Origin of the sequence: Brevundimonas aurifodinae (assembly GCF_040195595.1) — a bacterium.
GTDB lineage: Bacteria > Pseudomonadota > Alphaproteobacteria > Caulobacterales > Caulobacteraceae > Brevundimonas > Brevundimonas aurifodinae.
Genome location: NZ_JBEGDD010000023.1, coordinates 1 through 2,982, shown reverse-complemented (window position 1 = coordinate 2,982; position 2,982 = coordinate 1). Strand labels below are relative to the sequence as shown.

The window sequence follows — 2,982 nt, the reverse complement described above, 5'->3', positions numbered from 1 at the left end:
GCTGCTTCGGCTGAGCCGGATGGCTGGTACGGCGCGATTGACGCGGGCGTTCACCAGATGGACGACATCAACGCCGAGTCTTCGACGACGGGCGTGAACTGGAACTACGAGATCAACAACGGCTGGGCGGCGTTCGCGCGTCTGGGCTACCGGTTCAACCCGAACTGGCGTGTCGAGCTCGAGGGCGGCTACCGCTCGGGCGACGTCGGCACGGTGCGCCGGGCCAACAACAACGTCCCGTCGGGTGCCTGCAACTTCACGCCGGCCACGGGTCCCTGCTTCTCGCCGGAAGGCGACATCGAGTCGGCGACCCTGATGGCCAATGTCCTCTACGACATCGGCGGCGAATACTGGGGCATCCGTCCGTTCGTGGGTCTGGGCGTCGGTGTGAACCGGGTTTCGACCGACATCGCGGGCACGCTGCGCGGCAACCGCACGGTGGCCTTCGCGGCCGACGACAGCTCGGTCAAGTTCGCGGCGCAAGCCATCGCGGGCCTGGCCTATGCGATCGGCGACCGGGCCAACATCGACCTGACCTACCGTTATCTGACGGGCGACGCCGAGTTCCAGTCCTTTACCTCGACGGCGGCCACCAACCTGGGCACCTTCGAAGGCGACTACGACCAGTCGCACACCGTGACCCTGGGCCTGCGCTATGCGTTCGGCGGCTATGACGCGCCTCCGCCCCCGCCGCCCCCGCCGCCCCCGCCGCCTCCGCCCCCGCCGCCGCCTCCGCCCCCGCCGCCGCCTCCGCCGGCTCCGCAGGCGCGTGAGTTCGTGGTGTATTTCGACTGGGATCGCTCGACCCTGACGGCGGAAGCCAACTCGGTCGTGACCCAGGCCGCCAACTACGCCAAGTCGGGCCGTCCGACCCGCGTCCTGGTCGTCGGCCACGCCGACACCTCGGGCTCGGCCGCCTACAATGTGGGCCTGTCGAACCGCCGTGCGCGCACGGTCGCCGATGCTCTGGTCGCCCAGGGCGTCAACGGCGGCGTGATCTCGCTCGACGGCCGTGGCGAGACCCAGCTGGCCCGTCCGACCGCCGACGGCGTTCGCGAGCCTCTGAACCGTCGCGCCACCATCGGCATCAACTTCTAGGACCGACGGGATCGGACCCGGATCTCGCAGATCCGGGTCCGAACCTTTCGTCTGGAAGGCGAGGGCGGGCCGCAAGACCTGTCGTCGCATCCGATGATCCGCATGCGCAAGCCGCCGGTTTTCTCCTTGAAGACCGGCGGTTTCGCTTTTTTGGACAAGTCGGTTGATCCGGAACGACGGGGCGGCGACAAAGGCCTCCATGTCGGTCCCCTCGTCCGAGCGCGCGCGCCTCTTCCGGTCACGACGGAACCCGCGCGCCGACGCGTTCAGAGACGGGACCGGCCCGGGCGACCCGCGTCCGGTCCTCCTGTCCCGCCCGCCGCGTTCAACCCCGTCCGCCCCAGACTTCGCGTGAGCCGGCCTCGACCATGACGGACGTCCGCCATCCCCAACGCTCCCGACGCCGGCCTCTCGCGGAGGTCGCCGCTCCCATCGCGCCCCCGGTCGCGGCCCGGGCCCGGGTCGCCCCCACCCCGGCCCCGCCTCCGGTCCCGGCCGCCTCGGCCGGTGCCCGCGCGGCCCCGGGCCAGAGCCTTGTGGGGCGCCGCTTCCTGATCGTCACCGCCCCGTTCGGGCCGTTCGGCCGGGCGCTGGCCGACGCGCTCCAGGCCGAGGGAGCGTCGGTGGCGCGCATGCTGTTCAACGCCGGGGACGCGGCCTACTGGCGCCGCTCCGGGGCCGTCCCCTACACCGGCGACGTGCGCCGCTGGCCCCAGCGGCTGGCGCGTCTGGTTCAGGACCAGGGCCTGACCGACCTGATCGTGTTCGGCGAAGGCGGCCCCTACAACCAGGGCGTCCTGTCCCAGCGCGACAAGCTGAAGGCCCTGGCGAGGGTCGAGGGTCGAGGGTCGAGGGTCGAGAGCCCCGGTGCTGCCGACCGCGCTGATGCCGACGACCACGACGCAGTGGCCGGATCGTCGTCCCCTCGACCCCCGACCCTCGACCCTCGACCCTCAGACCATCCCTTGCGCATCTGGGTCCTGGAGAACGGCTACTTCCGGCCCGACTGGATCACGGTCGAGGAGAACGGCGTCAACGCCTCGTCGGGCCTGCCGCGCGACCGCGCCGCCTATGACCCGCCCATCCCCGAGATCCTGCCGACGCGGCCGGCCGGGCGCATCCTGCCCCACCACGTCATCAACATCAGCCTGTACCATGTGGCCCAGCCGCTGGGCCGGCTGGTGTTCCGCCGCTACGTCTATCCCTACACCCAGAGCCCGTGGCTGCAGTTCGTCGGCCATGTGAAGCGCTGGCTGGGGCTGACCTTCGCCTCGCGCGCCGACGCGGACGCCGAGACCCTGCGCGCGCGCGGTCCCTTCTTCCTGGCCTGTCTGCAGCGCGAGGGCGACGCCCAGCTCTTGCGCTACTCCCACTACGCCGACAACACCGCCTTTTTAGCCGAGGTGCTGAGCTCGTTCGCCCGGCATGCCCCGGCCGAGGCGCGGCTGGTGGTCAAGAACCATCCCCTCGATCCCGGCCTGGTCGACCTCAGACGCATGACCCACGTCCTGGCGGTCGAGCGCGGCATCGCCGACCGGGTCGACTTCATCGACGGCGGCAACCTGGCCCAGCTGTGCCGGGCCTCCAACGGCATGGTGGTCAACAACTCCTCGGCCGCCCTGTCGGCCATGGGCTTCAAGACCCCGGTCAAGGTCCTGGGCGACGCCTTCTTCGACTTCGACGGCCTCGCCGACCAGAAACCCGTCGACGCCTTCTGGACCGACCCCACGCCCCCAGACGACAACCTGTTCAACCGCTTCCGCGCCCACGTCATCGCCCGAACACAGGTCAACGGAAACTACCACGAACCCCGAGCCCTCAAACCCACCGCAAAAGCCCTCGCAAGACGATTCGCAGCCGCAAGGTAGGGGGCAGGCGTCAGGG

General features: G+C 70.5%; 2 protein-coding genes. Both read left to right on the top strand.

Going from position 1 to position 2,982, the window contains the following annotated elements:
• Positions 1 to 1,098: OmpA family protein (locus ABN401_RS16280; protein ID WP_303697206.1), on the top strand; the 1,098-nt coding region annotated here is incomplete at its 5' end.
• Positions 1,099 to 1,466: 368 nt separating this feature from the next.
• A complete protein-coding gene (locus ABN401_RS16275; protein WP_303697205.1) occupies positions 1,467 to 2,966 on the top strand; it encodes a capsular biosynthesis protein in 1,500 nt (499 codons plus the stop codon).
• Positions 2,967 to 2,982 lie beyond the last annotated feature (16 nt).